This window comes from Pigmentiphaga soli (assembly GCF_039541095.1).
Classification (GTDB): Bacteria; Pseudomonadota; Gammaproteobacteria; order Burkholderiales; family Burkholderiaceae_B; genus Pigmentiphaga; species Pigmentiphaga soli.
Genome location: NZ_BAABFO010000033.1, coordinates 13,314 through 38,176 on the forward strand (window position 1 = coordinate 13,314; position 24,863 = coordinate 38,176).

General features: G+C 70.8%; 17 protein-coding genes. 2 read left to right on the forward strand and 15 right to left on the reverse strand.

Features of this window, described 5'->3' with window-relative positions; genetic code table 11:
• Window positions 1–129 precede the first annotated feature (129 nt).
• Window positions 130–12,627, forward strand: coding sequence for a filamentous haemagglutinin family protein (locus tag ABD927_RS22370; RefSeq protein ID WP_345252102.1), 12,498 nt, complete (start codon window positions 130–132; stop codon window positions 12,625–12,627).
• A 46-nt stretch (window positions 12,628–12,673) separates the two neighbouring features.
• On the opposite strand, the gene ABD927_RS22375 is transcribed toward ABD927_RS22370, so the two are convergent.
• The 15 genes from ABD927_RS22375 to fliF all read right to left on the reverse strand — a co-directional run bounded on the left by ABD927_RS22375 (window position 12,674) and on the right by fliF (window position 24,283).
• Window positions 12,674–13,072: a type II toxin-antitoxin system VapC family toxin gene (locus tag ABD927_RS22375; RefSeq protein ID WP_345252103.1), complete on the reverse strand. Its 399-nt coding sequence runs from the start codon at window positions 13,070–13,072 to the stop codon at window positions 12,674–12,676.
• Window positions 13,072–13,296, reverse strand: coding sequence for an AbrB/MazE/SpoVT family DNA-binding domain-containing protein (locus tag ABD927_RS22380; protein ID WP_345252104.1), 225 nt, complete (start codon window positions 13,294–13,296; stop codon window positions 13,072–13,074). The genes ABD927_RS22375 and ABD927_RS22380 overlap by 1 nt, the downstream gene beginning before the upstream one ends.
• Before the next feature lie 70 nt (window positions 13,297–13,366).
• Window positions 13,367–14,140 carry a flagellar biosynthetic protein FliR gene (gene fliR, locus ABD927_RS22385; RefSeq protein ID WP_345252105.1) on the reverse strand — a complete coding sequence of 258 codons (774 nt, stop codon included), beginning with the start codon at window positions 14,138–14,140 and terminating at the stop codon, window positions 13,367–13,369.
• A 10-nt stretch (window positions 14,141–14,150) separates the two neighbouring features.
• On the reverse strand, window positions 14,151–14,423 hold the full coding sequence (gene fliQ / locus ABD927_RS22390) for a flagellar biosynthesis protein FliQ (protein ID WP_345252106.1): 273 nt from the start codon (window positions 14,421–14,423) through the stop codon (window positions 14,151–14,153).
• Window positions 14,424–14,445: 22 nt separating this feature from the next.
• Window positions 14,446–15,213: a flagellar type III secretion system pore protein FliP gene (gene fliP, locus ABD927_RS22395; RefSeq protein ID WP_345252107.1), complete on the reverse strand. Its 768-nt coding sequence runs from the start codon at window positions 15,211–15,213 to the stop codon at window positions 14,446–14,448.
• Window positions 15,210–15,563 (reverse strand): flagellar biosynthetic protein FliO, encoded by a 354-nt coding sequence (gene fliO / locus ABD927_RS22400; RefSeq protein ID WP_345252108.1) that lies wholly within the window; start codon window positions 15,561–15,563, stop codon window positions 15,210–15,212. Before fliO ends, fliP begins: the two co-directional genes overlap by 4 nt.
• A 5-nt stretch (window positions 15,564–15,568) precedes the next feature.
• The gene (gene fliN, locus ABD927_RS22405; RefSeq protein ID WP_345252109.1) at window positions 15,569–15,967 is read right to left on the reverse strand and encodes a flagellar motor switch protein FliN; all 399 of its coding nucleotides are present in this window, start codon (window positions 15,965–15,967) and stop codon (window positions 15,569–15,571) included.
• Window positions 15,957–16,964, reverse strand: a complete 1,008-nt coding sequence (gene fliM / locus ABD927_RS22410; protein WP_345252110.1) for a flagellar motor switch protein FliM — start codon at window positions 16,962–16,964, stop codon at window positions 15,957–15,959. The genes fliN and fliM overlap by 11 nt, the downstream gene beginning before the upstream one ends.
• Window positions 16,965–17,029: 65 nt before the next feature.
• Window positions 17,030–17,593, reverse strand: a complete 564-nt coding sequence (locus ABD927_RS22415) for a flagellar basal body-associated FliL family protein (RefSeq protein WP_345252111.1) — start codon at window positions 17,591–17,593, stop codon at window positions 17,030–17,032.
• 121 nt (window positions 17,594–17,714) lie between these two features.
• On the reverse strand, window positions 17,715–18,914 hold the full coding sequence (locus ABD927_RS22420; RefSeq protein ID WP_345252112.1) for a flagellar hook-length control protein FliK: 1,200 nt from the start codon (window positions 18,912–18,914) through the stop codon (window positions 17,715–17,717).
• Window positions 18,911–19,366: a flagellar export protein FliJ gene (fliJ, locus tag ABD927_RS22425; RefSeq protein WP_345252113.1), complete on the reverse strand. Its 456-nt coding sequence runs from the start codon at window positions 19,364–19,366 to the stop codon at window positions 18,911–18,913. The genes ABD927_RS22420 and fliJ overlap by 4 nt, the downstream gene beginning before the upstream one ends.
• Window positions 19,367–19,385: 19 nt before the next feature.
• Window positions 19,386–20,801 (reverse strand): flagellar protein export ATPase FliI, encoded by a 1,416-nt coding sequence (gene fliI, locus ABD927_RS22430; protein WP_345252114.1) that lies wholly within the window; start codon window positions 20,799–20,801, stop codon window positions 19,386–19,388.
• Window positions 20,794–21,618, reverse strand: coding sequence for a flagellar assembly protein FliH (locus ABD927_RS22435; protein ID WP_345252115.1), 825 nt, complete (start codon window positions 21,616–21,618; stop codon window positions 20,794–20,796). Before ABD927_RS22435 ends, fliI begins: the two co-directional genes overlap by 8 nt.
• The gene (gene fliG / locus ABD927_RS22440; protein ID WP_345252116.1) at window positions 21,611–22,624 is read right to left on the reverse strand and encodes a flagellar motor switch protein FliG; all 1,014 of its coding nucleotides are present in this window, start codon (window positions 22,622–22,624) and stop codon (window positions 21,611–21,613) included. Before fliG ends, ABD927_RS22435 begins: the two co-directional genes overlap by 8 nt.
• A gap of 3 nt (window positions 22,625–22,627) precedes the next feature.
• Window positions 22,628–24,283 carry a flagellar basal-body MS-ring/collar protein FliF gene (gene fliF, locus ABD927_RS22445; RefSeq protein WP_345252117.1) on the reverse strand — a complete coding sequence of 552 codons (1,656 nt, stop codon included), beginning with the start codon at window positions 24,281–24,283 and terminating at the stop codon, window positions 22,628–22,630.
• Between the two features lie 191 nt (window positions 24,284–24,474).
• Between fliF and fliE the strand changes: the two genes are divergently transcribed.
• Window positions 24,475–24,810, forward strand: coding sequence for a flagellar hook-basal body complex protein FliE (fliE, locus tag ABD927_RS22450; protein WP_345252118.1), 336 nt, complete (start codon window positions 24,475–24,477; stop codon window positions 24,808–24,810).
• The last annotated feature ends 53 nt before the right edge of the window (window positions 24,811–24,863 follow it).

Here is a 24,863-nt window from a genome sequence, read left to right on the forward strand (position 1 = left end):
CGCTGTCACGAAAATTTCACGTGGTTTTCTGTTCCACATTTTTTTTCGCCTGCGTCTATACGGACATGTAACGCGCCCCCGGGCGCGCCGTGCCAGATCCCTTTCCTCAGGATTCGACCCGACATGTCCGTGTCCGCCCCGCTTCTGTCCTCGTTCCGGCCGTTCGCGCGCCGGCGCGCCGTTCGTTTCTCCGGCTCCGCTTTCCGTCCGGCCTTCCGGCCCACGCCGGTCGCTTCGGCGATCGCCGCGCTGGTGCTGGCAGGGGCCGCCCCGTCCGCGCATGCGCAGCGCGCGTTCAGCTCGGGCTGGTTCTCGGGCAAGGGTGCCGTACACAACACGGCGACGCAGACCGGCAGGCTGCCCAACGGCACGCCGGCCAGCCTGCTGACCAATCCCGGGCAGCAATCGGCGGCGGCGCGGCAGACGCTGCAGACCTCGATCAACAACCTCAACCTGGCCGCACGGGCGATCGCCGCGCAGCAGGCGGCGCAGGCCGAGGCGCACGCGAAGGCCCTGGCCAACGGCGACGACGGCGTGCCCGACGGCCTGGCCGACGGCGGCCTGAAGGTCGACACCGGCAGCCTGACGGCGGGCTGGCTCAACGCGAAGCCGCTGGACAACAGCAGCCAGAAGGTCATCGATGGCCGCACGGTGGTGACGGTCGGACAGATGGCCGACAAGGCGATCCTGAACTGGGAGACCTTCAACGTCGGCAGGAACACCACGGTGGACTTCGACCAGGCCACGTATGCGGCCGACGGCACGCGCACCGCGCAGACCGGCTGGGCCGTGCTGAACCGGGTCAACGACCCGCGGATGCGGCCTTCGCAGATCCTGGGCCAGATCCATGCCGACGGCACGGTGCTGATCGCCAACCGCAACGGCATCGTGTTCGGCGGTTCGTCGCAGGTGGACACGCGCAACCTCGTGGCCGCCGCGGCGGCGATCGCGGACGAGCAGTTCGCCGACCGCGGCATCTATAGCCTGCAGGCCAGCGGCAGCTACCAGCCATCGTTCACCGATGCATCGGGCAAGCTGCTGGTGGAGGCCGGCGCGCAAATCCGGACGGCCGCGCCGGGCAGCGTGACGCAGGGCGGCGGCTATGCGCTGCTGCTGGGCGCGGAGGTAGAGAATGCCGGCACGATCACCACGCCCAAGGGCCAGTCGCAGCTTGCCGCGGGCGACTTCTTCATCGTGCGCCCGGGGCAGGGCACCGATGCGAACCAGACCTCGACCACGCGCGGCAACGAAGTGGTGGCGGGGGCGGACGCTGCGGCTGCCCACGCCGACGGTGTCGCGGCAGGCCGCGTGGCCAACCGCGGCCTGCTGCAATCGTCCGAAGGCGACATCACGCTGACCGGCCATGAAGTCGTGCAGGACGGGGTGGCGCTGTCGACGACGACGGTGAACAACCGGGGCACGATTCACCTGTCGACGCCGGTGTCGGACACGGCCGGCACCGTCACGATCAAGGCCAACGCGTTGAACGCGATCCTGCTGCAGGACGACGGCAGCACCGCGCTCGACAGCCAGCGGCAGACGCTGATCCGGGACTCGGCGGGGAACGACCAGGCGCGGCGCACGGCCAGCCAGGACGTGTTCGACAACCTGTCGAAGCTGGACGACCGGGCGGACCTGTCGCGGGTGGAGATCGTGGCCGGCGGCGCGGTGGACTTCGCGGGAGGCTCGGCCACGGTGGCCACCGGCGGGCAGGTGGCGGTCAGCGCCGGAAACGGCACCGGCGCCGGTGCCGGCGCGGATTCGGGCAACGCCGCCGCCATCGGCCGCACAACGGTCTCCGATGGCGCGACCATCGACGTGTCGGGCGCGGTGGGCGTCGCGGTGGCGATGTCGTCGAACAACGTGGAAATCAACGTCCAGGGCAACGAGCAGCGCGACGCGCCGTTGAATCGCGACACGAAGAACCTGAACAACAGCGACGTATGGGTGGACCGCCGCACGCTGATCCACGTGCCGGCCGGCACCGGCGGCTACACCTCGGATCGCTGGTACACCGCCGGCGGGCTGCTGGAGGTGGGCGGCTACCTGGACCTGTCGGGCCATTCGATCGGCGAATGGGCGGCGCAGGGCGGCAGCGTGGCCTTCGCCGGCAACGCGGTCGACACGCTGGCGGGCTCGCGCATCAACCTGTCGGGCGGCACGCTGGACGTGCAGACGGGCTACATCAACCAGAGCTGGATGAAAGGCACGGACGGCCGGCTGTACGAACTGGGCAATGCGCGGGCCGACGTGGCCTACGCCGGGCTGTACAAAGGCTTCGAGGACACCCACGCCCGCTGGGGCGACAGCGCGACCTCGTACTTCTACAGCCCGCTGATCGGCAAGACGCGCCGGCTGGAGAACGGCTACACGGTCGGCCGCGACGCCGGACGACTGATCGTTTCGACACGAGAAGCGGACCTGTCCGGCGACGTGGTGGCCGATACCTACCAAGGCCCGCGGCAGGTGCAGAAGGCCGACGCATCGCTGGACGGCTACAACCAGTCGCAGACGGCGGCGGCGCGTGGCGCGGCGCTGATCCTGGGCGCCTACCAGACGGCCTACAACACCGACGCGGATATCGGCCCCACGGGCGTGTTCCACAACCTGACGCCGACGGTCGCGTCGATCGTGTTCGGCCCGCCGGCTATCGTTGGCGCCGCAGCCGGCGACGCGGGCGCAGCCGGCCCTGGCGGCGATGCGGCAGCCGCCGGGGGCGACGGCCCGGCCACTGCCGATGTCTCCGTGCTGTACCTGGACAGCGATTACCTGAGCGGCCTGGGGCTGGGCTCGATCCTGGCGGCCGGCAGCGAAAGCGTGGAAGTCGACGGCGCAATGGCCGTGATGCCGGGCGGCACGATCGCCCTCCACGCGCCGCGGGTGTCGGTGCGCGCCGGCCTGACCGCGCACGGCGGCAGCATCGCGCTGGGCAACGTGCTGGCGCAGACGGCGTCGACGGGCAAGACGATCGACACGGCGCTGTTCGCGGCCGACGGCAGCGCCGCCGTGACGGTGGACGGCGGCGCCGTGCTGGACGCCAGCGGCCTGTGGAGCAACTTCGCGCTGGATGCGGACGACGGCCATGCGTTGCCTTTCATGGATGGCGGCAGCGTCGACATCCGCAGTGCCGGCTTCGTCGCCATCGGCGCCGACACGACGATCGACGTATCGTCCGGCGCGGCCATGCGCAGCGACGGCGCTGTCGACGGCGGCAGCGGCGGCGACGTGACCGTGGCGGCCGGCTACGTCGCCAGCGAAACCGATGGCCAGCGCGACGGCGTGCTGGCGCTGGACGGCGCATTGCGCGGCTACGGCGTGAAGGGCGGCGGCACGCTGCGGCTCGAATCCGGGTCCGCCATCGATATCGGTAACGGCGCGGGTTCGCCCCTCGGCAGCGGCGATGGCAACGGCAACGGCCAGGCGTCCGCCGACAGCGAAGCAGGCGCCGATGCGTCGCCTGGGTCCGTCGCGCTGTCTCCCTTCCTCTTCAAGACCGGCTTCGCCGGCTATACGGTCAGCGCCCACGGCGGCATTGCCGTAGGCGACGGCGTAGATGTGGCGGTCGTGATGCCGGTGCTGCGGCCCGACCTGGCCGCGGCGCACACCGTGCCGACCGGCAGCGACCCCACCGCCATCCTGCAGGTCTGGACGCCGCCGCTGTACCAGGAAGACCCGAAGAACAGCGTGCTGACCCAGCGCGCCGGCGCCAGCCTGGCGCTGTCGTCAGGCTCGCGGTTCGCTGCCGGCCTGGCGCCGATGACGATCGGACACGGCGCATCGATCCGGGTCGATCCCGGCCAGTCCATCGATCTGCACAGCGACGGGCAGATGACCATCGACGGCCGCCTCGATGCCTGGGGAGGCGCGATTCGCCTGGCGGCCATGCCAGAAAATCCCGATGGCCAGCACTACACGCCCGCCCTGTCGGTATGGATAGGCAGCCAGGCGGTGCTGGATGCCGCCGCGCGGGCCTATGTGGCCCGTGACGCCCAGGGCCGCCGCTATGGCGTCGTTCCGGCGGGCGGCTCGATCATCGTGGCGCCCAGCGACGGCAGCGTCATCGTCCGTCCCGGCGCGCTGCTGGACGCCTCTGGCTCCGCTGCCATGGTCGATTCCCTTGCCGGCGGCGGCGCAGCGGATCCGGGCCAACCCATCACGCTGGTCAGCGATGGCGGCATCATCGAGCTGCATTCCAACAGCGGCATCGTGCTCGACGGCACGTTACGTGCTGCGGCTGGCGGCGATGCCGCGTTGGGCGGCTCGCTCGCGCTGTACCTGGATGGCCGCAGCTATGTGCAGACTCGCGACGACATCGACGAATCGATGAACCGATTGCGCCAGGTGACGCTGGTGCAGCAGGCCCGCCCGAGCGGGCTGGCTGCCGCTTTGCAGCCGGGCCAGGCCGACGACGCCCTGGTGTTCGGCCAGGCGATGGCCGGCGTCGACCAGATCGCAGCAGGTGGCTTCTCATCGCTGACGCTTTCCGCGCCGGACGGCATCCGCTTCGAGGGCGATGTGGATCTCGCCCTGGCCGGCAGCGTGAATCTGAAAGGCGGCCTGCTGACGGTGGCCGACGACACGCCCGATGCGCAGGCGCGTATCGACGCATCCTACATCCGCCTGGACGGAGGAGCCTGGGGCGGGCCCGGCGGCAATCCCGACAGCTTCGCACCCGGGCTGTTCAGCGTGTTTCCCGGACAGGCGCCGCGCGGCGCCAGCGCGCTGACGTTGTCGGCCGGCCTGATCGATATCCACGGCAAGGTATTGTCCGGCGCGTATGCCATCCAGGGCACCGGCCTGTTCGGTGGCGGCTACGTGGCGCTCGACGGCTTTGCCGATCTCATCCTGGCCAGCCGCGGCGACGTGCGGCTGGGCGACGGCGGCCTGGCGGTGCCGGGCCGGCTGGAGGTCGACGCGGCCCAGGTCTATCCCGCCAGCAGCAGCCATGGCGCGCTGATGGCGGGCATGCGCGTCGTCGCCGGCGCGCCGGGCAGCGCGCCCGTCCGCGCCATGGTGGATCCCGACAGCGAACTGATCATCCGCTCCAGCACCGGCACGGTGCCCGACGTGCCGTATTCGGCGTTCGGCAACCTGGTGCTGGTGGGCGGCACGGTCGACCAAGGCGGCGTGGTGCGCGCCCCGCTGGGCACGATAGCGCTCAATACCACGGGCGGCAGTCTGGGCACGGACTGGACCAACGACGTCGTGGTCTTCTTCGCTGTGCCGGCAGATCCGGTGGTCATCCTGCGCAGCGGCAGCCTCACCTCGGTGAGCGCCGCGGGGCTCGACATGCCCTTTGGCGGCACGGTCGACGGCGTGACCTACGACGGCGTGGGCACCGTGGGCCGGGAGACGACGAAGTACAACCTGGCCGACACCTTCGTCACGCGCGGCGACAATAGCGGTGTCAAGGTGGCCGACAACAACGTGCTCGTCACCGGCGTCAGCATTGGCGCCGCGCAGCTGATCGGCGAGCCGGGGGCGGTAGTGGACCTCTCGGGCGGCGGCACGCTGCAGGGCGAGGGCTTCGTCTCCGGCCGTGGCGGTTCGGTCAACGTGCTGGCCGCGCCGCTGTACGACGCCAACCCGGCGGCCAATACCTACAGCCGCCCGGACAACCAGGTGTACGCCATCCTGCCAGGCTACGCCTCCGGCTACGCGCCGCTGCTGCGCGACAACGACAAGGGCGCAGGCGACCCGTCCGTGGGCCGGCAGATCACGGTGGGCGACGGTGTACCGGGCCTGCCGGCGGGTACCTACACGCTGCTGCCGGCCAGCTTCGCGCTGATGCCGGGCGCCTTCCGGGTGGAGCTGGGCGGCACTGCGGCGCCGGGCCAGGCCAGCTACGTGGCGCCGATTCCCAACGGTTCGTGGGCCACCACGGCGGTGCAGGGCACCGCCGGCACCGGCCGGCGCGACGCGCTGGCCACGCAGGTGATCCTGACGCCGGGTTCGGTGGTGCGCAACTATGCGCAGTACAACGAAACCACCTTCACCCAGTTCCTGCTGGCGCAGGCCGAACAGTTCGGCACGGTGCACGCACGCCTACCGGAAGACGGCAAGCTGCTCGACCTGGAGTTCGGCGCCAGCGACGCGGTGGCCGACCCGCTCGACTTCGCCGGCACCGTGCGCTTCGGCGGCGCCGTCACCAGCGAGGTGACGGGCATCGATGGCGCGATGATCGTGGGCAGCGGCGCCCCGATCGAAATCCGGCCGGCCGATACGGCGCCGGCCGAGGGCATGGTGTCGCTGACGGACGCCGCGCTGGACGCGTTCGGCGCATCGTCGCTGTCCATCGGCGGCGCATGGCGATATTTCGACGGCAACAGCACCCTGGGCGACAGCGCGCGGCTGTATTTCGGCAGCGAAGGCCAGAGCCATAACGGCGTGACCGTGCGCGACGGCGCGGTGCTCAAGGCCGGCCAGGTCTTCCTGGTGGGCAATACCCTTACGGTGGAGGGCGGCGCGACGATCGATACGCGCGGCTTCGGCGGCAATGTGATCGATTCCACGCTGGGCTACGCCTATGCCAATGGCCTGAAGGCCTCGCCCAACGGCAGCGAGCCGGCGGTGCTGGCGGTGGGCAACGGCTGGCTGGACTTCCTGCCGTCGGTGAACACAGGCACCATTGTCGTGGGCGATGGCGCGTCGCTGCTGACGGACGGGACCATTGCCTTCGCGGCGCCGGGCAGCCTGGACCTGGGCGACGTGAACCTGGGCGCGCGCTATCTGACGGTGGCGCAAGACCAGATCGACATCGGAACCGCCGACAGCCTGGCGGCCGCCGGGGCGGCCGGCGCGCTGCAGCCGGGCTGGCACCTGACGCAGGACGTGCTGGACCGGCTGCTGCGGCCGGCGCCGGATACCGGCGTGCCGGCGCTGGAGCGCCTGACGCTGACGGCTGGCGGCGCCTTCAACTTCTATGGCTCCGCCACGCTGGACACCGGCGATTCGCCGGTGCGCATGGTCTTCGAGACGCCGGCCTTCTACGGCTGGGGCGACGATGCCGACGTGGTGCGCATCGCCACGCGCGACTTCCTGTGGGGCGGCATCTCCACCGGCGCCGGCACCTCTGCCAGCCCCTACGCCAGCCAGGCGCCGGCCACGGTGCGGCCGGGTGGGCCGGGCACCGGCACGGGCCGGCTGGAGATCGATGCCGACACGGTCACCTTCGGCTACGACGATCTGAGCCAGCCGCAAAGCCAGGCGGCGCTGGACCGCTTGGCGTTGGGCTTTGCCGGCGTGCAGATCCGGGCGGCCGACCGCGTGACCGCCAATCACCTGGGTACGCTCACCGCAGGCGGCACGCAGGCCGGCGACGGCAGCCGTAGCGGCGGCGACCTGGCCATCGCGACGCCGCTGCTGACGGGCCTGGGCGGTTCGGCCATGACCTACACGGCTGGCGGCGCGCTGACGGTGACGGCACCCGATGGAGCAGCATCCGCCGACATCCGGACCGTCGATGAACTGGGCGCCTCGATTACGCTGGCCGGGCAATCGGTGAGCCTTGACACTGCGGTGGCGTTGCCGAGCGGCAAGCTGGCGGTCCAGGCCGACGGCGACGTCGCGCTGGGCGACGGCGCGCAGCTGGACTTGGCCGGCCGCGCCATCGCCTTCTTCGACGTGACCAAATACAGCTGGGGCGGCGACGTGTCGCTGGCCAGCGGGCACGGCAACATTGCGCAGGCGACGGGTTCGCGCATCGACGTATCGGCCGGCGGCAATGCGGGCGGTTCGCTACAGGTGAACGCCCCGGAAGGCGCGATCACGCTGGGCGGCACGCTGCTGGCGGACGGCGGCGACGGCTACGATGACGGCCGATTCGGCATGACGACGCGCATGATCGACGCCGCCGGCTTCACGGCGCTGAACGGCCGGCTCGACGCCGCCGGCTTCCATGGCGCGCGCAGCTTCGATGTCAAACAGGGGGGCCTGACGGTGGCCGGCCCCGTGACGGCACGGCAGGTGAGCCTCACTGCCGATGCGGGCAGCATCACCATCGACGGCGTGATCGACGCGTCGGGCAATACGCCCGGCAACATCGTGCTGTCGGCGCGCGACGACGTGGTGCTCACCGGCAACGCGGTGCTGGACGCGCACGGCAATGCGCTGGCCGTCGATAGCTACGGCGCGCCGATCGACGCATCCAACCGCGGGCGGATCGTGCTGGTCTCCAAGGGCGGCACGGTGCGGCTGGCGTCTGGCGCGACGCTCGACCTCACCACGCCCGACGGCGTGGCCCGCGGCCAGATCGACATCAACGCGCCGCGCCTGACCGAGGCGGGCGGCGACATCGCCATCGACGCGGCCGGCCCCCTGACGGTCCGGGGTGCGGCCAGCATTGCCGTCGATGGCTTCTGGACCTACTCGCCCACGGACGCCGACGGAACCGTGACGCAGGACAACGGCGACGCGGCGGGCAGCCCGGTGGGCGCCGACGGCGTGGTGGGGCTCAAGCAGATCGACGCGCGCAACACGCAGTTCATCGACGCGGCCTGGAGCAATGTCAGCTTGCAGGGCCGCCTGGCGGGGCTGAAAGCCTACGGCGATGCCTTCCACCTGCGTCCCGGCGTGGAGATCGCCAGCACGGGCGACCTGACCACCCGGGGCGATCTGGACCTGTCGGGCTACCGATATGGGCCGGGAGCCGACCCGGCGCTGCGCGGTTCAGGCGAGCCGGGCGTGCTGGTGCTGCGCGCCGGCGGCGACCTGCACGTGAACGGCAGCGTCAACGACGGCTTCGGCCAGCCGGTCGATTCGCCGGATGGCACGATCCTGGGCGTCATCATGGCGAACCAGACGCTGGCCACGGCGTATGCCGCCACCGGTGGCGAGATCCTGGCCAGCGGCACCCAGTTGCCGACCTCGGCCGAGCTGGGCTTCGACCTGCCGCTGTCAGGCGTGGCAAGGCTGTATCCCCGGACCGACGTGCCGCTGCCCTTCGACGTTACGCTCGGCGGCGCCAACCTGGTGAACAAGAACGCCAGCACCAATCCGAACCAGGTGCTGGGTGGCGACATCATCCTGCCCAACGGCACGGTCTATCCCAAGGGCACGCCGCTGTCGGCCATCACCGGCACCACGTTGCCCAGCGGCACCATCGTCAAGGCCGGCAACCTGCAGATCGGCCAGCCGGCCGCGGGACTGAGCGTCCAGGCGATGACGATCCCGCGCGGCACGCCGGTGGCCCTGCTGGCGCGGCCGGCGACGGCCAGTTATGCGCTCACGGCCGCGGTGAGCCTGCAGGCGGGCGACGCCATTCCTGCCGGCACCACGGTCACCAACCTCAGCGGCATCGTCGGCTCGCGCCCGATCTGGGCCATCGCGCCGATGCTGGCGCCCGGGATGCAGTCATGGTCGATGCGCCTGGTGGCCGGCGCCGACCTGACCAGCGCCGACACCCGCGCGGTGCGGGCCGCCGCTTCGGCGGGTGGCTCCGGCGGCGACCTGGTGCTGAACGATCCCTTCCAGGTGAACACCAGCACCCACGGCCTGGGCACCCCGGACACCGGCGTCAGCGTGCTGCGCACCGGCACCGGCGACCTGGAGCTGTACGCCGCCGGCGACTACACGCAGTTGTCGCCCTACGGCGTCTATACCGCGGGCACGGCAGTGGACGGCACCGGCGCGGGCACGGCCTGGAACGCGCCGCGCGAGGTACAGGACGACGGCACGCTGCTCAGTGGCAAGGTGCCGTCGCGCGAGGGCTACGAAGCCACCCTCGGCCAGCGCATCTGGTATCCCACTGGCGGGGGCGATTTCACGCTGGCGGTCGGCGGCGGCATCACCGGCTACCAGGATCCCAACGCCGAGATGGTGGGTTCGTGGCTGCTGCGTCAGGGCGGGGCCGAACTGGGCCAGGCCACGGCCTGGGGCATCAACTTCGGTACCTATGTGCTCGACGGCACGGCCAAGCTGAGCGGCGGCGCCGCCGTGGGCTTGGCGAGCTATGCGGGCCTGGGCGCGCTGGGCGGCGGCAACGTCGTGGTGCGCGCTGGCGGCGACATCGGCGTGGACGACGGCAACACGCAGGGCAACATCGTGGTGGCCGTGGGCGGCAGCGGCCGCGTGATCGGTGGCGAGGTGGTGCAGACCGGCGGCGGAAGCCTGTCGGTTACGGCTGGCGGCCGCATCTACGGCGGCCAGTACGACGACCTGCGCGGCGACACCACGCTGCGCGCCGCCGCCGTGGGGGTGGTGCAGTTGACCGACTACGGCGTCGCCGAGCAGCAGGATCCGCGCGGGCTGGACGTGAACACCGCCTATGCCGCAGCCAGCCGCGCCGGCGCCAGCTTTGCGCCGGGCGACGGCACGGTCGGCGTGCAGACGCTGGGCGACTTGGCCATGGGTAACGTGATCGACCCGGGCCGCAGCGAATCGCGCCTGGACACCGCAGCCGCCGTCGGCGGAGCCAGCGGTTCGACGGCCACCTGGTTCACGCTGTGGTCGGACGCCACCGCCCTCGATCTGTTCTCGGCCGGCGGCAATGCCGCGCCGATGGGGGGGCTGCCCGGCGCCTCGGTCCAGAGCGTGACGGCCTTCCTGCCGTCCGTGCTGAGCGTGACAGCGCCCGGCGGCAGCATTTACTACGCCCCCGGCGGCGACGGCGCCTATCTGCTGCCGTCGCCCAACGGCCACCTCGACCTGCTGGCCCGCGACCGCGTTTCCGGCGTGTCGGCCAACAGCTATCAGAATCTCAGCCTGCCGTTCGGCCCCCTGGGCGTGGCAGCCGGCGCCATCGCCACGCCGCTGGCGCCGGCATGGCGGATGGTGGCGCCCGGGGATTTCGATAGTGCGACCGTGCTGGCTTCCAATTACTGGTCGGCCAATGCCGGGTCGGGGAGCGACAGCACCACGAACATGGTGGTGTACTCGACCTTCTACGAGTCGGGCCCGGGCCGGTACCGCGGCCAGGGCGGCACGCCCTTCATGTTCGGGCCCGAGACGCTGAGCGACGGCAGCATGGAGGGCGATGGCGTGGTTTCGCACATCTATGCCGTGACGGGCGACCTGCAGAACGTGCAGATCGGCGGCAGCCGGGACGTGCGGGATCCCAACACCAATGCCGTTACGGGCACCTACTACTGGGCGTCCAAGCCGGTTCGCATGCTGGCCGGCGGCGACATCATCGACGGCGGCGGCCTGTTCGCCCACGGCAGCGCGGACGACGTCTCGATGGTGGCGGCGCAAGGCGACATGTTCTTCGTCACCAGCAAGGGTTTTTCGGTGGTCGGCCCCGGCACGCTGGAGGTCTCGGCGGGCGGCGACGTCTACCTGGGCCATGCGGCCACCTTTGCCAGCCTGGGGCCTGTGGTGCCGGGCGATGCGCGGCCGGGGGCGAGCATCGCCGTGCAGGCCGGTCTGGGGGCCGGAGCGCCGGGCGAGGGCGCGACCGCTTACACGGATTTTGCGCGGTTGTACCTGGATTCGGCCAAGCTTGCAGACCCCGATCTGCCGCTGGCCGGCCAGCCGGGCAAGGTGGCCAAGACCTACGATGCGGAACTCCGACAGTGGCTGGTCGACCGCTACGGCTACGCCGGAGGGGATTCTGCCGACTTGCTGGCCTACTTCTTGGCGCTGCCTGCCGAACAGCAGCGCATCTTCGTGCGCGAGGTGTATTACGCGGAACTTCTGGCCAGCGGACGCGAGTACAACGACCCCGACAGCAAGCGCTTCGGCAGCTACCTGCGCGGCCGCGACGCCATCGCCGCGTTGTTCCCGGCCACCGACGCGCAGGGCAATGCCATCGAACGCGACGGCGACCTGACGCTGTTCCAGGGCACCCAGGCCAACGGCGGCATCCGCACTCTCCAGGGCGGCGACATCCAGACGCTGACGCCCGGCGGGCAGACCATCGTGGGCGTGGAGGGAGTGACACCGGTGTCGGGTACGGACCCATACACGGGAAGGACCCAGTCGCCGGCCGGCCTGCTGACTCAAGGCGCGGGCGGCATCCGGATGTATAGCGAAGGCAGTGTGCTGCTCGGGCTGTCGCGCATCATGACGACATTCGGCGGCGGCATCCAGGTGTGGTCGGCCGAAGGCGATATCAACGCGGGCCGAGGCGCCAAGACTTCGCTGGTCTATACGCCGCCCAGGGTCACCTATGATGACCTGGGCAATGTCGCGCTGTCGCCGCAGGTGCCTTCGACCGGTGCCGGCATCGCCACGCTCAACCCGATCCCCGAGGTGCCTCCGGGCGATGTGGACCTGACCGCGCCCATGGGCACGGTCGACGCGGGCGAAGCGGGCATCCGGGTCTCGGGCAACGTGAACATCGCCGCGCTGCAGGTGGTCAACGCCGCCAACATCCAGGTGCAGGGCAAGTCCACCGGCCTGCCGGTGGTGGCGATGGTGAACGTGGCGGCGCTGACCAGCGCCAGCGCGGCGGCCTCGCAGGCGACGGTGGCGGCACAGGACGTGGTGCGGCAGGAGCGCGCCGCCGCGCGCCAGGCCCTGCCGTCGATCTTTACCGTGCGCGTGCTCGGCTTCGGCAACGACGCCGCGCCCCCCGCCCCCACGCCCGCGGCCGGCCGCGACCCTTCCGCCTACCGGCCGGACGGCTTGGTGAAGGTGGTCGACAAGTCCACGCTGACGCCCGAAGAACGGCGGCAGCTGGGGCTATGAAGCCCTGCGCAGACCGGATTTTCCGGTCTGCGCAGCGGGTGCCGGATCAGCCGATCAGCTTCGCGCCATCGAGCCTGGAGGCAGCCCTGTCGAAAGTCCAGAACGGGCCGTGCCCGGACATTCCCGCAAGGGCGATATGCATGCAGTCGGAAAAATCGGCCGTACCGTCCTTGAAGTAAGCGAGCGCGATTTCAAGGCCGGTTTCGGATTCGAATTGCAATTCGGACGTCGACAACAGCGCCGAGAACGTCGCGGCGATGTCGCCTTTCTGAAAACCGAATCTCGAACGCAGCACCCACTCCAATTCAAGCGCCACCGTGATGGGCACGAACAGGCTTTCCCCGGCGGCCACGCACCGCCCGATCAGCGTGCGGGCCCGCTGTTCCTGCCGCGGGTCGTCCCGTACCAGATAGCGCACGAGCACGTTGGTGTCGAGCGCCGCCATCAGCGGCGCCAGGCATTCATTTCTTCCACCGGAACATGCCGGCCGGCGGGGGGCGTGAGCGTGCCGGCCAGATCGAGTATGGATTTCGTCTTGGCCCGTACCAGGATGCTGCCGTCGGGCGCAACATGCCACACCAGGCGCGTTCCGGGCGCAGCCCCGAGCGCTTCCCGCACGGAAGCGGGAACCGTGGTCTGGCCTTTGGCCGTAAGCGTGGATTCCGACATGCCTGTCTCCTTACTTTCCTATAAATTGTAAGGATGGAGCCGCCCGCCGGCAAGCCCCATCGCACCAGCTCTACCGCACCACCGACGCCTTGAAATAAGGCACCGGAATGCCCACCACCCGCTCCACCGGCCCGGCCAGCACCCCCAGCGTCATCCACAGCAGCAGCATGCCGGCCAGCAGCGTGATCGCGAAGCCGAGGTTGAACACATTGAGCTGCGGCGCGCTGCGCGAGACGAAGCCGAGCGCGACGTTCAGGGACAGCACCGCCGCCGCCACCGGCAGCGCGATCTGCAGCCCGGCGGAGAACACGATCGCGCCCAGCCCGGCCAGCCGCATCCAGTCCAGGCCTTGCAGCGGCGCCGGCGCGATCGGGATCACCTCGAAGCTCTCGCCCAGCGTCATCAACAGCACGAGGTGGCCGTCGGTGGATATGAAGACCAGCAGCGCGAGCAGCATCAGGAAGGTGGCCAGCAGCGGCGACGGCTGGCCGCGCTGCGGGTCGAGGAAGGAGGCGAAGCCCAGCCCCATCTGCATGCCGATCAGGTCGCCGGCCAGTTCGAAGGCCGAGAACACGGCGCGCAGCCCGAAGCCGAGCGAGGCGCCTACGATGATCTGCTGCAGCAGCAACAGCAGTCCTGTGGCCGAGAAGGCGTCGACCGGCGGCGCCGCCGCCGCGGGCGCCAGCAGTCCCGATATCAGCAGCGCCAGCCCCACCTTGGCGCGCTGCGGCACCGCGCGGTGGCCGAAGAACGGCGCGGTCTGGATCAGCGCCAGCACGCGCACGAAAGGCCACAGCCAGGACGCCAGCGCGGCGTAGACCTGGGCGTCGGTGAAGCTGACCATGGCCGGGCCGCTAGCCCAGCATGAAGGGAATGTTGGTCAGCACGCGCCGGATGTAGTCGGTGGCGATCGACAGCATCCACGGGCCGGCGATCAGCGCGGCGGCGAAGATCGCCAGCAGCTTGGGCACGAACGACAGCGTCATTTCGTTGATCTGGGTGGCGGCCTGCAGCACGCTGACCACCAGGCCGACGGCCAGCGCGGCCAGCAGCAGCGGGGCGGCCAGGTACAGCGCGACCTGCACGGCCTGCTGGGCCAGGGTGAGAATGCCTGCGGTATCGTTCATGCGCGTACGGGAAAGGGATGGGTCAGGAGCCGAAGCTGGCCACCAGGCTGCCGATCAGCAGGTTCCAGCCGTCGGCCAGCACGAACAGCATCAGCTTGAACGGCAAGGAAATCAGCACCGGCGACAGCATCATCATGCCCATCGACATCAGCACGCTGGAAACCACCATGTCGATGACCAGAAAGGGCAGAAACACCATGAAGCCGATCTGGAACGCGGTTTTCAGCTCGCTGGTGACGAAGGCCGGCACCACCACCCGCAGCGGCAGCTGCGCCGCCTCGGACACCGGCCCGATGCGGGCCAGCCGCACGAACAGCGCGAGGTCGGTCTCGCGCGTCTGCTTGAGCATGAAGGCCTTGAGCGGCGCCTGCGCGCGGTCCAGCGCCTGCGGGAAGTCGATCTCGTTGCGGTCCAGCGGCTGGTAGGCGTCGGCGTAGATGCGGTCGAAGGTGGGCGCCATGATGAAGAAGGTCATGAACAGCGCCAGGCCGATCAGCACCTGGTTGGGCGGCGAGCTTTGCAGGCCCAGCGCGCTGCGCAGCAGCGACAGCACGATGATGATGCGGGTGAAGCCGGTCATCATCAGCAGCACCGCCGGCAGGAAGCTGAGCGCGGTCAGCACCACCAGGGTCTGCAGCGACAGCGACCAGGTGGTGCTGCCGTCGGCGCCGGGGCGGCTGGTGAGTGCCGGCAGCACCGATTGCTGGGCCAGCGCGAGGCCGGCGGGCAGCAGGAAAAGGGCGAGCAGGGCGGCCGCGCGGGCGGCGGTGGAAAGGGAACTGCGTTTCATCGGGGAGCGTTGTCGTTCGCGCCGCCGGGCCGCAGCCGCGCCAGCAGCGTGCCGAAATCCATGGCATTGCCGGCCGGTGCCGGCGCGACAGGCTGTTCCTGCCGCGGCAGCACCGCCAGCGGTTGCACGCTGCCCTGCGCCACGCCGGCCACGATCCAGTGTTCGCCCACCTCGACCAGCACCACGCGTTCGCGCGGGCCGACCATCAATTGCCCGCGCAGCGCCAAGGGGCTGGCGCCGCCGGCATGCGGCAGCCGCATGCGCCGCGCCAGCCAGGCCAGTACGCCGATCAGCGCCAGCACGGCGGCCAGCGCGAGCACGGTCTGCAGGTAGGAAGCGGTGGGGGCCACGGCGATCAGCGGTTGAGCTTGCGCAGCCGTTCCGACGGCGTGACGATGTCGGTCAGGCGGATGCCGAACTTGTCGTTGACCACCACCACTTCGCCCTGCGCGATCAGGCAGCCGTTGACCATCACGTCCATCGGCTCGCCCGCCAGGCCGTCCAGCTCCACCACCGAGCCCTGAGCCAGCTGCAGGATCTGCTTGATCGGGATGCGGGTGCGGCCCAGTTCCACGGTGAGCGTCACCGGGATGTCCATGATGATTTCGATGTCGTTCGCCGTCTGGGTAGTGGGGCCCGGCTTGGAGAACTCTTCGAACAGTTCGTCGGCCGGGCGGGCCGCCTGCTGCTGCTCGGCCATGGCGGCCGCCCAGTCTTCGTCGGCGCCCGCGGGGGCCTGCGGGTCAGTTGCCATGATCATCTCCGAGGTTGTTTTCCGATTGCAGGGTGGCCAGCACCTTGCCGATGCGCACCGCGTACTGGCCGTTGCTGACGCCGACCTTGCAGTCGAAGATAGGAACGCCGTCCACATAGGCCGGCACGGTGGGCGCGATGTCGAGCGGGATCACGTCGCCTACCTGCATGTTGAGCAGGTCGCGCATCAGCAGTTCGGTTTCGGCCAGGTTGACCACCATCTCCACGTCGGCCAGCTGGATCTGCTTGGACAGCATGCGCAGCCAGCGTTTGTCGGGCTCCATCTGGTCGCCTTGCACGGGGCTGTACAGCACGTCGCGGATCGGCTCCACCGACGCATACGGGAAGCAGATGTGCAGGTCGCCGCCGGACGAGCCGAACTCGATCGAGAACGTCGCGCACACGACGATTTCCGACGGCGTGGCGATGTTGGCGAACTGCGTGTGCATCTCGGCGCGCTGGTACTCGAACTGCATCGGATACACGGCGGCCCAGGCGCGGGCGTAGTCGTCGAGCACCACGCCCAGCATGCGCTGGATGATGCGCTGCTCGGTCATGGTGAAGTCGCGGCCTTCGACGCGGGTGTGGTAGCGGCCGTCGCCGCCGAACAGGTTGTCGATCACCGCGAACACCAGGCGCGGCTCGAAGATGAACAGCGCGTTGCCGCGCAGCGGCTTCAGCGACACGATGTTCAGGTTGGTGGGCACCACGATGTTGCGCAGGAATTCGCTGTATTTCACCAGCCGCACCGGGCCGGCCGAGACTTCCGGGTTGCGCCGCATGAAGTTGAACAGGCCCGCGCGCAGCAGGCGGCCGAAGCGTTCGTGGATGATTTCCAGCGACGGCATGCGGCCGCGGACGATGCGCTCCTGCTTGGCCAGGTTGTAGGGGCGGATGCCGCCCTTGGGCTCCTGGTCGTCGGGCCGTTCTTCCTGCTCGCCGGTGACGCCCCGCAGCAGGGCGTCAACTTCGTCCTGGGAAAGGAATTCACCCGCCATGTCCGATGCTCCGCGTTGTCGTAGCGAGGGATGGGGCCGTTGCGCCGGCGACAGCCGGCACCGGGCTATTGAATGACGAAACTGGCGAAATGGGCGCCATAGACTTCATTGCGCCGTTCGGGCGCGATGTACTTGCGGGTGATGGCCACGATTTCCCGCAGGATCTTCTGCTTGCCTTCCAGCGTCAGCAGCTCGGCGGCCGACTTGGAGCTGAGCAGCAGCAGGATGTCGCTGCGCACCACCGGCGTGATGGGTTTGAACGCCTTGAGGGCCTTGTCGCTGAGTTCGATCACCACGCCCACCTGGGCGAAGCGTTCGCGGTCGCGGTCGGCCAGGTTGACGGTGAAGATGTCGAGCGTCACGAAGGTGTGGGTGGCGGGATCGCCGGCTTCGGCGGACGCGCTGTCGGCGCCGCCGAGCGAGCCCGCCGTGCCGGCCATCGATGGCGCGCCGTCGGCGGCCATGCCGGCGGCCGGCTTGCCGTAGCCGTCCAGGATGGCCAGCTGGGAATTGCGGATCAACATATAGGCCGCGGCCGCGGCGATGGCGATCAGCAGCAGTAGTGCGCCCAGGACAATAAACGGTGTTCTTAGGCGTCTGCGCTGGGCGCGCTCGTTGGCCTGAGCCATGTAATGCGTCTCCGGTACGGAATTTGAAGAAAGTGAATCCCCACGCCCGATTATCAGCGACGGCGGCTCGGCCGAAGGCGCGAACAGCCGGGGAAAGCGGCGGATAATCGGCGCCGGGTCGTCAGGCATAGAGGCTCAGCAGGCCGCCGCCCCGCTGCGCGGCAGGCCGCGCGACCGGAGGCGCCGCCGACGTGCCGGAGACGATGCCGGCGCGTTGCGCGTCGGCGTCGTCGGGTTGCCGCTGGCCCGCCTGGCGGTCGGCCGACGAATCGGCCGCCGAGCCCTGCGGGTGGCGTTCGGCGCCGACGCTGGCCTGGCCCAGGCTCAGGCCGCCGGCGGCCAGCGCGTCGCGCAGGCCCGGAAGCGACGCTTCCAGCGCGTGACGCGTGGTTTCGTGGGCGCTGGTGAAGGCCACGTTGGCGACGTCGCCTTCGATGCGCAGATGGACGGTGATCGGCCCCAGCGCGTCGGGTTCGACCCGGATCTGCGCGTGCTGCACGCCGTTGCCGGCCATCCAGCGCAGCGCGTCGTCCAGCCGCGCTTGCAGCGCGGGGCCGTGCAGCGTGGCGGCCGGGCCCGGCACGGTGGCGGGGGCCGGCGCGCGCGCGGCGGATTCGGCCGCGGGCGGCAGGGCGCCGGCCGCCGCCAGCGCGTCCGGGGTCGAGGCGGCCGCGTGTGCCGCCGCGCCGGCCGGGCCGTCGTCGCGGCGCAGGACATCGGCGAACGAGGCGGGCGCCAGGTCGGCGCCATTCCTGGCGCCGGCTCCCGCGCCGTCGGCCGCCGCATCGACGCGGCCGGAGCCGGCCGGATCGGCGCCGGGGCGGTTGCCCGCCGCCTGGTCGTCGAGCTGCAGCGCGCCGGCCGCCGCCGGCGGCGCATTGCCGGCCCCGCGGCGCGATGCGCCGCCGGCCAGGGCGTCGGTCACGGCGCTGGCGTCGTCAACCGTCCCGGCGCTGGCGCCATCGGTGTTCTGCGCGGCATCGGCTGCCGTTGTGGGCGTGGCGTAGGCGGCCCACTGGTCCAGCCAGGGCATGGAGGAGGCGTCGGCCGCGGCATCTTCGGCCGTGGCGGCGTCGGCTTTGTCCGTATCGCCGGCCTTCTTGGCGCCATCGGCGCCGTCGGCGGCATCGGCATGCCCGGCGCCGGCCTTCTGGCCATCGGGCGCGCCGCTGCGGTCATGGGCCGCGGGCGGCTGGCCGGCGTTTTTCAGCGCGTCGTCGAAACTCGGCCCGCCGCTGGCATCGGCGCCACGGGCGTTTGCCGGTGCGGAGGCGGGCGTGGACGCGGCCGGGGCCGCGGGCAGAATGGGCGTGGCTGTCATGGCATGAATCCCGTCGGCGAACCGAAGCTCTTGCGGTTCGCGAACTCATCGATCTGTTTCTGGACGCGCCGGGCTTCGGCGCCGGCCACGCGCTGCTGTTCGCGCTCGGCCAGGATTTCGAATGACTTGAGCTTGCGCTCTTCGGCGAAGAAGTCTTCGCGCATGGCCTGCAGGTGCCGGGCGCAGCGCTCGACCTCGCGCTGCTGCTGTTCCAGGGCATCCGACAATTGCTGGATGAAGCGCGCGTAGTTGACCACCCGCGTGCCGTCGATGCCGGTGCCCGCCTGTTCGCGCAGCCGGGTCTCGTATTCGCTGCGGTAGTTCTGGATCAGCACCAGCCGTTCGCGCGCCTGGGCGTGCGCCGCGGCGGCCTGGGCGAAGGCCTGGCCGGCCTTCTGCTTGCGGGCGTCGGCCAGTTCGATCAGGGAGTGCAGGGTTGCCGAGTCTGCCATGGCGTCGTGTCCGGGCTATCTAGTGCAGGCCGCCGTAGCGGGCGGCGAGGTCGGCCAATTGCGCGCGGCTGTCGTCCATCGCGGCGCGCGCGTGCATGTCCTGTTGCAGGAATTGCGAGATGCCCTCGTGGGCGGCGATGGCGCGGTCCAGTTCGGGGTCGGTGCCCGGCACGTAGGCGCCCACCTGGATCAGGTCGCGCGAGCGCTGGTAGCGCGAGAACAGTTTCTTGACGGTGCGGGCGCCGCGCTGCTGCGCCGGGTCGGTGATGTTGTGCATTGCGCGCGAGATCGATTGCTCGATGTCGATCGCGGGGTAGTGGCCGGCGTCGGCCAGCGCGCGGTTCAGCACGATGTGGCCGTCGAGGATGGCGCGCGCCGAGTCGGCGATCGGGTCCTGCTGGTCGTCGCCTTCGGTCAGCACGGTGTAGAAGGCCGTGATCGAGCCCTTGCCGCGGGTGCCGTTGCCGGCCCGCTCCACCAGCGCCGGCAGGCGGGCGAACACCGACGGCGGATAGCCCTTGGTGGCGGGCGGTTCGCCGATGGCCAGCGCGATCTCGCGCTGCGCCATCGCGTAGCGGGTGAGCGAATCCATGATCAGCAGCACGTTGCGGCCGCGGTCGCGGAAGTGCTCGGCCAGCACGGTGGCGTAGGCCGCGCCTTGCAGCCGCATCAGCGGCGCCGAATCGGCCGGGGCGGCCACCACCACGGAGCGCGCCAGGCCCTCGGGACCGAGGATCTGGTCGATGAATTCCTTGACCTCGCGGCCGCGTTCGCCGATCAGGCCCACCACCGTGACGTCGGCCTCGGTGTAGCGGGCCATCATGCCCAGCAGCACGCTTTTGCCGACGCCGGAGCCGGCGAACAGGCCCATGCGTTGGCCGCGGCCTACCGTCAGCATGGCGTTGATGGCGCGCACGCCCACGTCGAGCGGGCGTTCGATCGGCTGGCGCTCGATCGGGTTGACCGGCCGCGCCGCCAGCGGCGCGCGCTCGGCGGGCGCCAGCGCGCCCAGGCCATCCAGCGGCCGGCCGGCGCCGTCGAGCACGCGGCCCAGCAGCGCCTCGCCCACTGGCAGATGCTTGGTGGTTTCCTCGGCCGGGAAGAAATCGATGCCGGACGGGTCGCGGTAGCGCGGGCGGCGGCGCGGCGGCTCCAGTGGCATCACGGTGGCGCCGGCGGTCAGGCCGTGCACTTCGGTGGAGGGCATCAGGAACAGGCGTTCGTCGTTGAAGCCCACCACTTCGGCCTCGGCCGCCACCGTGCCGCCCTGCATGATCAGGCAGGTGCTGCCCACCGGCAGCTTCATGCCGACCGCTTCCATGACCAGCCCGGCCACCCGCGTCAGGCGGCCGCTCACGCCCAGCGGCGCGGCGCCGCGCACGCGGGCGGCGCAGCCGGCCAGGTAGTCGGCGAGGCGGCCGCAGGCGTCAGCCATGGCACGGCTCCGTGCCGCGCGGGGCGGTGCCGTTGGCCGGGTGCGGCGTGTCGGCGTGGCCGGCTGCGGCCGAGGCGGCCGTGCCGCCGCCGACCGTGGCCGATGCCGTCGCGCCGTCTTCGGCCTGGTCGCCCGCGCCCAGCGCGGCCAGCGTCCGCTGCCAGCGGGTGGCCAGCGTGGCGTCGATTTCCGACTGCCGGGTGGCGATGCGGCAGCCGCCCGGTTCGATCCGCTCGTCTTCCACGATCCGCCATTGGCCCAGCGCCAGTTCGTCGCCCAGGTGGGCGGTGACCAGTTGCACGTCGGCCGGGTTCAGCGCCAGCCGGCGGCCGGTCTCGCCGCCCGTCAGTTGCGCGAAGCCGTCGCGTACCGCCGCCAGCACCGCCGTGCGGTCGCAGCCGAGCTCGCGGCGCACGACCTGGCGCGCGATCGCGATCGCCAGGTCCAGCAGCCGGGGCGCCAGCCGGTTCTCGAAATCGTCGAACACCGACGCGCTGGCGTCGGCCAGCGCACGCAGGCGGCCGGCCTCCTTGCGCGCCGCCGCGCTGCCCTGGTCGTAGCCCGCCGCATAGCCTTCGTCGAAGGCCGCGCCCTTGATCCGCTCGACCTCGCGCGGGTCGACCGCCGGCGGGGGCGGCGCCGGCGGCACTTCCTCGGCCGGCGGCGCCGCTTGCAATTCCGCTTCCTTGTGCTCGGCTTCCGTCAGCGGCCGGCGGCGCGCGCCCGGCGCGTGGCCTTCGGCGAACGGCGGCAAGGTCCAGGTGGGCAGGTGCCGCGCCTGATCGGCCGGCACGATGCGGCGCGGCGAGTCAGACATATTGGTCTTCCCCCATGCCGCCGATCGCCAGGTCGCCCGATTCCACCAGTCGGCGCGCGACCTTCAGGATTTCCTTCTGTTGCGCCTCGACCTCGGAAATGCGGGCCGGGCCGCGCGTTTCCAGGTCTTCGCGCAGCTGCTGCGCGGCGCGGGTCGGCATGCAGCGGAACACCTTGGCCCGCAGCTCCGAACTGGCGCCCTTGAGCGCCAGCACCAGCGAGTCGGGCGTGATTTCGCGCAACAGCAGCTGCAGGCCGCGGTCGTCGGCCTCCAGCAGGTTGTCGAAGGTGAACATCTCGTCGATGATGCGCTGCGCGAGGTCGCCGTCGACCTGGCGCACCGAGGCCAGGATCTGGGTTTCCGACGTGGTGCCCACGTAGTTCAGGATGTCGGCGGCGGTCTTGATGCCGCCCAGCTTGCGCCGCTTGATCTGGTCGTTGCCCGACAGGGCCTTGAGCAGCACGTCGTTCAGTTCGCGCAGCGCCGCCGGCTGGATGCCGTCGAGGGTGGCGATGCGTAGCATGACGTCGGCGCGGACGCGATCGGGCAGCAGGTTCAGCACCCCGGCGGCCTGGTCGGCCTCCAGGTGGACCAGGATCGACGCGATGATCTGCGGATGTTCGTGCCGGATCAGCTCGGCCACGCCGGAGGCGTCCATCCACTTCAGGCTTTCGATGCCGGAGGTGTCGCCCGACTGCAGGATGCGGTCGAGCAGGAAGCCGGCCTTGTCGGTGCCCAGCGCCTTGGTCAGCACGGCGCGCAGATAGCTGTCGGCGTCGGCGCCCAGCCCGGTATGGCTGGAAATGTCGGTCTGGAAGCGGGCGAGCACCGATTCCATCGCGTCGCGGCCGACGCCCTGCATGCCGGCCATCGCCGTGCCCAGCCGCTGCACGTCGCGCGGCGACAGGTACTTGAGCACTTGCGCGGCTTCTTCTTCGCCCAGCGACAGCAGCAGGATGGCGCCGTCGGTCACGCCTTGTTCGGTGGTGAAAGGAGGCGTCAGCATGGCTCAGGACGGCTTGGCGTCGGTTTGGGCGTCGTTGACCCACTGGCGCAGCACGGTGGCGACCACCTGCGGATTCTCGCGCGCGAAGCGGCGTACGCGGTCCAGCGCGTCTTCGGGCGGGACGCTGCCCGGCGGCTCGTCCGGCTTCTGCGCGAACACCGGCGGCGGCGCGGGCGCGGGCGGCGGAGGCGGCGGCGCGGTCAGCTGGCGGATGGCGGGCCGGATGACGCCGATGATCAGGTACAGCACGGCCAGCGCGATGACCAGTGCGATGCCGGTTTCGCGGGCCATCGCGACGAATTGCGGCTTCTGCCAGAACGGCGGCTCGGGCGGGGTTTCGACGACGGCGTCGTTGAACGGCACGCTGATGACGGAGATCGAGTCGCGGCGCGCGTCGTCGAAGCCGACCGCCTCGCTTACCAGCGAGCGGATCTGGGCCAGTTCGTCGGCGCCGACCGGCACCGGCACCTGGGCGCCGTTGACGGTGGCGGTGCGGTAGTTGACGACCACCGCCGCCGACAGCCGCCGGATCCGGCCGAGCGGCTGGCTCATGTAGCGCACCGTCTTGTCGACTTCGTAGTTGGTGGTGCCGGCGCGACGCACGCTCTGGCCGGCCGTTGCCGCGGTGGCGGCGCCAACCGCGGGATTGGTGGCGGCGTTGCCGGTGAACGGGGCGGTGGCCGTGCCGGGCGGCGTGTTCGACAGCGAACCCGGCACGCCGCCCTGGCCGGTGCCGGGTTCGGTGGCTTCGGAGGTCTGGCGGCTGCGCACCGCGGCGCCGGCCGGGTCGTTGGGCTTGTAGATTTCGTCGGTCTGTTCCTGCCGGCTGAAGTCCAGGTCGATGGCGACCTGGGCCCGCAGGTTCTGCGCGCCCACCACCGGCGCCAGGAGGTCGGAGATGCGGCGCACGTACTGCTGCTCGAGCGAGCGCAGGTATTCGAGCTGGGAGGCGTCGAGCCCGGCGGGGCCGTCGCCCGACGACAGGAGGCCGCCCGTCTGGTCGACCACGCTGACGTTGGCCGGCGTCAGGTCGGGCACCGACGACGACACCAGGTGCACGATGCCGGCCACCTGGCCGCGGTCGAGCGTGCGGCCGGGGTAGGTTTGCACCAGCACCGACGCGGTGGGGCGGTTCTGTTCGCGGATGAAGATGCTGGGCTTGGGGATCGCCAGGTGCACGCGCGCCGCCTTGACGGCGCCCAGGCTCTGGATCGACCGGGCCAGCTCGCCCTCGAGCGCGCGCTGGTAGTTGACCTGTTCCTGGAACTGGGTCAGGCCCATGCGGCTGTTGTCCATCAGCTCGAAGCCGACGTTGCCCGAGCGGGGCAGCCCTTGCGAGGCCAGCCGCAGCCGGATCTCGTGGACGCGGTCGGCCGGCACCAGGATGGCGCTGCCGCCTTCGGTGAGCCGGTACGGCACGTGCTGCTGTTCGAGCGCGGCCACGATGGTGCCGCCGTCCTGGTCGGCCAGGCCGCTGAACAGCACGCGGTAGTCGGGATCGCGCATCCACAGCAGCGTGGCCACCAGGACGGCGGCCAGCAGCGGAATGCCGATCATCAATGCCAGGCGATGGCGGGTGCTCAGCCGCCCGAACGCGTCGTGCAGCATGCTGCCGCGACGGGCGGTGGGGGCAGCCTGGGGCGGAGTATCGTCTGCCATGAAAGGGGGGCGTCGCTCGGGTGCGGATGAAAATGGGCGCGGCGGCGACCCAATGCTGAACGTCGCCTTTATTATTCGGTGGGGGCCGTGGCGGCCATGGGTCGAATAGGGGGGGAAAGCCCCTGTACTTCGCGCACTGTGGGCAGGGGGGCGCCCGTATCATAGGGCGTCCATTTCCGCCGGGGCCCAGCATGGAACGCATCCCAGACGCACTGCAGCCGCTCGCCGCCGACGCGCCCGGCATGGCCCGCGCGGCCCGCATGCTGGCCCAGCCCCATGCCGCCCCCGGCGCCTCGGCGCCGGCCGCCGGCTTCGCCGACATGCTGGGCGACGCGGTCAAATCCGTGCAGCAGGCCCAGGGCGAAGCCGCCTCGCTGCAACAGGCCTACCAGATGGGCGTGCCCGAAGTCGGGCTGGAACAGACCATGATCGCGATGAACCAGGCCAGCCTGTCGTTCCAGATGCTGGCCCAGGCCCGCAATCGCGTGGTGTCGGCTTACACCGACATCATGAACATGCCGGTATGAGGCCCCCCCTACGCGCTTCGCGCGTCCCCCAGGGGCGATGCTGGCGGACCGGC

What these genes read in the sequence shown, in the direction of transcription:
- fliE (WP_345252118.1), top strand. Translation starts at nt 24,475, where the DNA reads ATGGAACGCATCCCAGACGCACTGCAGCCGCTCGCCGCCGACGCGCCC.
- fliR (WP_345252105.1), bottom strand. Translation starts at nt 14,140, where the DNA reads ATGGTCAGCTTCACCGACGCCCAGGTCTACGCCGCGCTGGCGTCCTGG.
- fliI (WP_345252114.1), bottom strand. Translation starts at nt 20,801, where the DNA reads ATGGCTGACGCCTGCGGCCGCCTCGCCGACTACCTGGCCGGCTGCGCC.
- fliJ (WP_345252113.1), bottom strand. Translation starts at nt 19,366, where the DNA reads ATGGCAGACTCGGCAACCCTGCACTCCCTGATCGAACTGGCCGACGCC.
- ABD927_RS22420 (WP_345252112.1), bottom strand. Translation starts at nt 18,914, where the DNA reads ATGACAGCCACGCCCATTCTGCCCGCGGCCCCGGCCGCGTCCACGCCC.
- fliQ (WP_345252106.1), bottom strand. Translation starts at nt 14,423, where the DNA reads ATGAACGATACCGCAGGCATTCTCACCCTGGCCCAGCAGGCCGTGCAG.
- fliP (WP_345252107.1), bottom strand. Translation starts at nt 15,213, where the DNA reads ATGAAACGCAGTTCCCTTTCCACCGCCGCCCGCGCGGCCGCCCTGCTC.
- ABD927_RS22415 (WP_345252111.1), bottom strand. Translation starts at nt 17,593, where the DNA reads ATGGCTCAGGCCAACGAGCGCGCCCAGCGCAGACGCCTAAGAACACCG.
- fliN (WP_345252109.1), bottom strand. Translation starts at nt 15,967, where the DNA reads ATGGCAACTGACCCGCAGGCCCCCGCGGGCGCCGACGAAGACTGGGCG.
- ABD927_RS22380 (WP_345252104.1), bottom strand. Translation starts at nt 13,296, where the DNA reads ATGTCGGAATCCACGCTTACGGCCAAAGGCCAGACCACGGTTCCCGCT.
- fliF (WP_345252117.1), bottom strand. Translation starts at nt 24,283, where the DNA reads ATGGCAGACGATACTCCGCCCCAGGCTGCCCCCACCGCCCGTCGCGGC.
- fliG (WP_345252116.1), bottom strand. Translation starts at nt 22,624, where the DNA reads ATGCTGACGCCTCCTTTCACCACCGAACAAGGCGTGACCGACGGCGCC.
- ABD927_RS22435 (WP_345252115.1), bottom strand. Translation starts at nt 21,618, where the DNA reads ATGTCTGACTCGCCGCGCCGCATCGTGCCGGCCGATCAGGCGCGGCAC.
- fliM (WP_345252110.1), bottom strand. Translation starts at nt 16,964, where the DNA reads ATGGCGGGTGAATTCCTTTCCCAGGACGAAGTTGACGCCCTGCTGCGG.
- ABD927_RS22375 (WP_345252103.1), bottom strand. Translation starts at nt 13,072, where the DNA reads ATGGCGGCGCTCGACACCAACGTGCTCGTGCGCTATCTGGTACGGGAC.